General features: G+C 37.7%; 4 protein-coding genes. 3 read left to right on the top strand and 1 reads right to left on the bottom strand.

What is annotated here, in order from left to right; genetic code table 11:
• The first annotated feature begins 340 nt into the window (after positions 1-340).
• Positions 341-3,196 carry a 2-oxoglutarate dehydrogenase E1 component gene (locus LRP84_RS20080; RefSeq protein ID WP_230576704.1) on the top strand — a complete coding sequence of 952 codons (2,856 nt, stop codon included), beginning with the start codon at positions 341-343 and terminating at the stop codon, positions 3,194-3,196.
• Positions 3,197-3,301: 105 nt separating this feature from the next.
• Positions 3,302-4,549: a 2-oxoglutarate dehydrogenase complex dihydrolipoyllysine-residue succinyltransferase gene (gene odhB, locus LRP84_RS20075; RefSeq protein ID WP_230576703.1), complete on the top strand. Its 1,248-nt coding sequence runs from the start codon at positions 3,302-3,304 to the stop codon at positions 4,547-4,549.
• 47 nt (positions 4,550-4,596) lie between these two features.
• On the opposite strand, the gene LRP84_RS20070 is transcribed toward odhB, so the two are convergent.
• Entirely contained in the window at positions 4,597-5,166 is a 570-nt protein-coding gene (locus LRP84_RS20070; RefSeq protein WP_230576702.1) for a helix-turn-helix domain-containing protein, read from the bottom strand.
• Between the two features lie 211 nt (positions 5,167-5,377).
• On the opposite strand from LRP84_RS20070, the gene LRP84_RS20065 reads away from it, so the two are divergent.
• The gene (locus tag LRP84_RS20065) at positions 5,378-6,304 is read left to right on the top strand and encodes a DMT family transporter (protein ID WP_230576701.1); all 927 of its coding nucleotides are present in this window, start codon (positions 5,378-5,380) and stop codon (positions 6,302-6,304) included.
• Positions 6,305-6,325: the final 21 nt, after the last annotated feature.

Here is a 6,325-nt window from a genome sequence, read left to right as displayed (position 1 = left end):
TTGTTGTATAATATTTTTGAAAGCGTTTATTATTTTAATATACATAATTTAAAACGTTTTTATTTGAACATTCATACATTTCAGACTATTTTTAGGTTGGTAATTCAATTCCAATTTATCACCATATATTTAGCGATTTTATCGCAATGATTTACTTAATAATAGGAGTAATCCTCTGGGTGATAAGTAATTGTGAATGTTTTTTTACAAAACAGATAAGTAATAACGTTTTGTATTATGTAAATTATCGTAATAACATAAGAAATATAAAATGAATTGCACTCGTTACTATTTCATTCATATTGAAAGAAACAGCCTAACGAGTAGGAGGTTTTGTCAAATGACGAGGAAGAATACAAATACAAACAACCCGTGGGCTAAGTTCCATGGTCCTAACCTTGGCTATGTCATTGAACAGTACGATCGTTATATAGCCCAGGAAGGTTCTGTTGATCCGGAGTTAGAAGAGCTTTTTGCAAGATGGGGCGCTCCTCCTTTTCATGCAGATTTTACAAATGTAAACAGCAATGTCTCTAATTTTTCTTCTCAAAACAATACAGATATAGAAAAAGTTCTAAAAGCTGCAAAGGTTTTAGAAAATATTCGTTCATACGGTCACCTATCTGCACATATTAATCCGCTGGAGGAAAAAGTGGATGGGCAGTTTTCTTTAGAGGGACTAGGCGAAAATGATTTGAAAGCGATTTCAGCGAAAATGGTTTGGGCAAACGCACCTGCGGATGTTCAAACAGCATTTGATGCTGTTAATAGATTAAAAGATGTTTATTCAAAATCTTTAGCTTATGAGTTCGCTCATGTACACGACAGTGAAGAGCGTGCATGGCTACAAGAAATGGTGGAATCAACTTCTCTGTATCATCCATTATCAAATGAAAAACGAATTGCGGTCTTAAAACGATTAACAGCAGTCGAAGGTTTCGAGCAATTTTTGCATAAGACATTTGTCGGTCAAAAACGCTTTTCTATAGAAGGCGTTGACATGCTTGTCCCTATGCTTGATGAAATTATTTCTGAAGGCGCTAAGGGCGGCGTGAAGGATATTATGATCGGTATGGCTCACCGCGGACGTCTCAGTGTGCTTGCTCATACATTGGAAAAACCTTATAGTCACATGTTTACTGAATTTAAGCATTCAGCACCGGTGCAAGGCAAGGATAAGAACAATATCGGCTGGACGGGAGATGTGAAGTATCATTTAGGTAAAGAACAATTAGTTGACTCTGATGGTTCTCTTACTCGAGTTACATTAGCTAATAACCCAAGCCACTTAGAATTCGTAGACCCAGTTGTTGAAGGGTTTGCTCGTGCTGCTCAAGAGAATCGCCAACAAGCAGGTTATCCAGAACAAGATATTTCTAAATCTTTCGCAATTTTAGTACACGGTGATGCTGCGTTCCCTGGTCAAGGTATCGTACCTGAGACGCTGAACTTAAGCAGACTGAAAGGTTATCAAACAGGCGGCACAATTCATATTATCGCCAATAACGCAGTCGGATTCACAACTGATAGTTCTGATTCCCGTTCTACAAGATATTCTAGTGACCTTGCGAAAGGCTTTGACATTCCGATTGTGCACGTAAATGCTGATGACCCTGAAGCATGTCTTATTGCAGCTACTCTTGCATTCCAATACCGCACGCTGTTCAAAAAGGATTTCCTAATTGACTTAATCGGATATCGCCGCTTTGGTCATAACGAAATGGATGATCCAGCAGTTACACAGCCGAAAGTATATAAAAAGGTTAGCAAGCATCCAACTGTAAGAGCTCTATATGCTGAGCAATTACAAACAAAAGGAATTCTACATGCAGAAGAAGTAGAAACAATTACGCAATTTGTGCAAGAGCATTTGAAAGCTGAACATGCTCAAGTTTCTTCGGATAAGAAAGAAGTAACTGCTAACATTCCAGTTCCAGATGTAGTAGCAAATGGAATTCCAAAAATGATGACGGGTGTTCCATTAGAAACACTTCAAGAATTAAATACAAGTCTTCTGCAATGGCCAGAAGGTTTTAATGTATATCCAAAATTAAAGAAAATCCTTGAACGTCGTGAGAGTGCATTTAAAGATGGCGGTAAACTAGAATGGGCAAATGCCGAAGCTTTAGCGTTTGCTTCGATTTTACAAGATGGCACGCCAATTCGTCTGACAGGACAGGATTCAGAGCGCGGTACATTCGCACAGCGCCACGTTGTATTACATGATACAGAAACGAACGAAACATATTCACCAATGCATCGTCTACCACAAGCACGCGCTTCCTTCGCGGTTCATAATAGTCCGCTTTCAGAAGCTGCCGTTGTAGGATTTGAATATGGCTATAACGTGTTTTCTCCTGAAACACTTACAATGTGGGAAGCACAATACGGAGACTTCTCTAATACAGCTCAAGCACTGTTCGATCAATTTGTTTCAGCAGGAAGAGCAAAATGGGGACAAAGATCTGGACTTGTCCTACTCCTTCCTCACGGTTATGAGGGGCAAGGTCCTGAGCATTCCAGCGCTCGTCCAGAACGCTTCTTACAGCTTGCTGCAGAGAATAACTGGACAGTTGCAAACTTAACAAGTGCAGCGCAATATTTCCATATCCTGCGCCGCCAAGCAGCAAGTCTTGGAACAGACTTTGTAAGACCATTAGTAATTATGACGCCAAAGAGCTTGTTACGTCATCCACTTACATCTTCACCTGCTTCAGAGCTAAGTGAAGGTAGCTTCCAAACTGTTCTAGAGCAACCGAACCTTGGAACAGATGCAAGCAAAGTGAAGCGTCTAGTATTAACTACAGGTAAAATGGCAATCGACTTAGCAGTAGATGTTGAATCTAACAAACAAGAGCGTACGCTAGATGAAGTGCATATCGCTCGCGTTGAACAACTGTATCCATTCCCTAAAGAAAAAATCCAAGCAATCGCTCAGCGTTATGAAAACTTGGAAGAAATCGTATGGGTACAAGAAGAACCAAGAAACATGGGTGCTTGGCACTATATCGCACCAATTTTATTCGAACTTGCTTCTGGCAATGTGAAAGTGAACTATATTGGACGTCCGGACCGTTCAAGCCCATCAGGCGGCGATCCTCATGTTCATAGAAAAGAGCAAGAGTTAATTATTAATCAAACACTTAATATCAATTTCAAGTTACAAGAAGAACAAGACTTCGTTCACAATAAGTAATAAAGTATTCCCATGAATGGGGGGCATTCCCCCATTCATGTTTAGAGAAGATTATCACAAAACATATCAAATCAATTGTTAGGCAAATAGGGGAGGACATTTAAAATGATCGAAATTAAAGTACCTGAGCTTGCAGAATCTATTACAGAAGGAACTATTTCTCAATGGCTTATCAACGTAGGTGAAAAAGTTGAAAAAGGCGCAAGCGTTGTTGAGCTTGAAACAGATAAAGTCAATGTAGAAATCATTGCAGAAGATTCAGGTATTGTATCACAACTACTAGGAGAACCTGGAGACACAGTTGAAATTGGTGATGTTATCGCAATTTTAGATGCAAACGGAACTGCAGTAAGTACACCTGCTCCAGAGCAACCAAAACAAGAAGTTACTGAAGCACCAAAAGCTGAGGCTCCAAGTGCAACACCAAATAAAACACCTTTACAAGGTCTTCCAAATACGGATCGTCCTATCGCATCACCTGCTGCTAGAAAAATGGCTCGTGAATTAGGAATCGACTTAAATGAAGTACGCAGCACTGATCCACTTGGCCGTGTAAGACCGCATGATGTACAAGCACATGCTGCTGCGCCAAAAGAACAACCAAAACAAGAAAAACAAAGTCCAAAACCAGCTGCAACTACTGAGTTTGAAAAACCAGTTGAGCGCGTAAAAATGTCCCGCCGCCGTCAAACAATTGCAAATCGTCTTGTAGAAGTTCAGCAAACGGCTGCAATGTTAACAACATTTAACGAAGTTGATATGACAGCTATCATGGAATTACGTAAAGAACGTAAAGATGCATTTGAAAAGAAACATGATGTTCGTCTTGGCTTCATGTCATTCTTCACAAAAGCAGTAGTAGCAGCATTAAAACAATTCCCATTATTGAATGCTGAAATTCAAGGTGACGAGCTTATCATTAAGAAATTCTATGACATCGGAATCGCTGTAGCAGCTCCAGATGGATTAGTTGTTCCTGTTGTACGTGATGCAAACCAATTAAACTTCGCTGAAATTGAGAGCGAAATTAGCAATCTTGGTAAAAAAGCTCGTGATAACAAACTTACACTGAAAGAACTACAAGGTGGAACATTCACAATTACAAACGGAGGCGTGTTCGGTTCTCTTATGTCAACACCAATCCTAAACAGCCCACAAGTAGGTATTCTCGGTATGCATAAAATCCAAGTAAGACCAGTTGCGATTGATGCAGAACGCATGGAAAATCGTCCAATGATGTACCTTGCTCTATCTTATGACCACCGCATCGTAGATGGAAAAGAGGCTGTTAGCTTCCTTGTTGCAGTTAAAGAAATGCTTGAAGATCCAAAATCACTATTACTAGAAGGTTGATCATTTTATAGATTGTAGAACCCCCTTGCAAATGCAAGGGGGTTTTCTTAATTTCTCCCCCCATAAGAAGGCGCCGTTAAAACAAACAAAACATTCACCATATCTTCAGTTTCATTTTTAAACTTGTGCTTCATAAAAGGGGGAATTCGAATGACATCTCCTTCTTGTAAAACATACTCTTCCCCCTCAAGTACAACACAAGCTGTTCCTCTCATGATAATGGCAATCTCTTCTTTATTGTGCTTGTAGTGACTTTCTGTCGTTTGTGAATTTGGGTTTAAATCCATCATTAATATTTCTACATTTGCTTTCATAAAATCTGGAGTTAATATATCGTAGACAATATGTTCATTATTCGAACGATACACCTTTTTTCGTTCCTCTTTTCTGACAATCAATGATTCATGGTCAATATCATTTACAAATAATGTGAACAGCGGTACATTTAAAGCTTTTGCAATTATTTTTAATATATTTAATGAAGGATTTGCAATTCCTCTTTCTAATTGACTAATTAAAGATGTACTTATGCCTGTTATTTCCGAAAATTCTCGTATACTATATCCCTTACTTTTTCTATATTCTAAAATTGTATTCCCTAAACTATAGTTTGACATCATACAGCTCCTGATCGATTTTATTATTTTAGTACAAATATACGATTACCGTTTAACATACTAAACATCGTATTAATATATTGAACGCTACACTCTCTGTTATATATACTATGATTAGTTAATTATAATAAACATTGTACAAAATAATAAACACCACTTTTCTATCATATGACTAAATTTCCAAACTTTTAATAAATAGGAGGACTTCACTTTGAATCAACCACGCACTCTTTTATTTTATTTTTTATTATTTTTCGGAGTTTTTGCTCTTTCAACATCAGCTATATTTGTAAAACTATCTAGCGCTCCTGCACCTGTTATAGCCTTTTATCGGATGCTATTCTCTACTATTCTTATATTACCTATGTTCTATTTTAATAAAAATGCTATGCAGGAAATTAGACATTTAACGAGAAAACAATGGATGCTAGGTAGCCTGTCTGGAATTTTTCTTGCTATTCATTATATACTTTGGTTTGAATCTTTACGTTTTACCTCTGTAGCAAGCTCAACTGTACTCGTTACACTTCAATCCTTATTCGCTTTCATTGGAGGATACTTCCTTTTTGGAGAAAGATTAAGAGGACCTGCAATTGGAGGCGGAATATTTGCTGTTATTGGTAGTTTTATAATTGGCTGGGGAGATTTCAAAATCGGCGGTACAGCCTTATTCGGCGACATTCTTGCCTTGCTCGGTGCTGCCATGATAACAGCTTATTTCTTAATCGGACAACACTTAAGAAAAAGTTTATCCTTATTCCCTTATACCTTTATCGGTTATGCAACTAGTTCTTTATTCCTATTTGGATATTCATTTACCCTAGGATACCCTCTGACAGGTCACTCATCATATGATTGGCTATGGTTCTTCTGTTTAGCATGTATTTCAACATTACTTGGTCAAACCATTTTTAATTGGCTCATTAAATGGCTCAGTACTTCAACGATTTCAATGAGTATTTTAGGTGAACCAGTTGGGACATGTGTATTAGCTTATTTTATTTTGAATGAAGTAGTTACTTTTCAGCAACTGGTAGGGTCTAGTATTATATTAGCGGGTATCTTTTTATTCTTAATGTACAATACACCTGTAAAGTTAGAAAACAAAACTAGACATACAAAAATAACAGTAGACTAACACTAAGAAATTATCGTAATC

It is taken from the genome of Bacillus rhizoplanae (assembly GCF_917563915.1).
GTDB classification, from domain to species: Bacteria; Bacillota; Bacilli; order Bacillales; family Bacillaceae_G; genus Bacillus_A; species Bacillus_A rhizoplanae.
This window is presented reverse-complemented; position numbering and strand designations above follow the sequence as displayed.

Bases quoted from the DNA above. Each gene is read 5' to 3' on its own strand.
- odhB (WP_230576703.1), top strand. From the start codon at position 3,302: ATGATCGAAATTAAAGTACCTGAGCTTGCAGAATCTATTACAGAAGGA.
- LRP84_RS20080 (WP_230576704.1), top strand. From the start codon at position 341: ATGACGAGGAAGAATACAAATACAAACAACCCGTGGGCTAAGTTCCAT.
- LRP84_RS20070 (WP_230576702.1), bottom strand. From the start codon at position 5,166: ATGTCAAACTATAGTTTAGGGAATACAATTTTAGAATATAGAAAAAGT.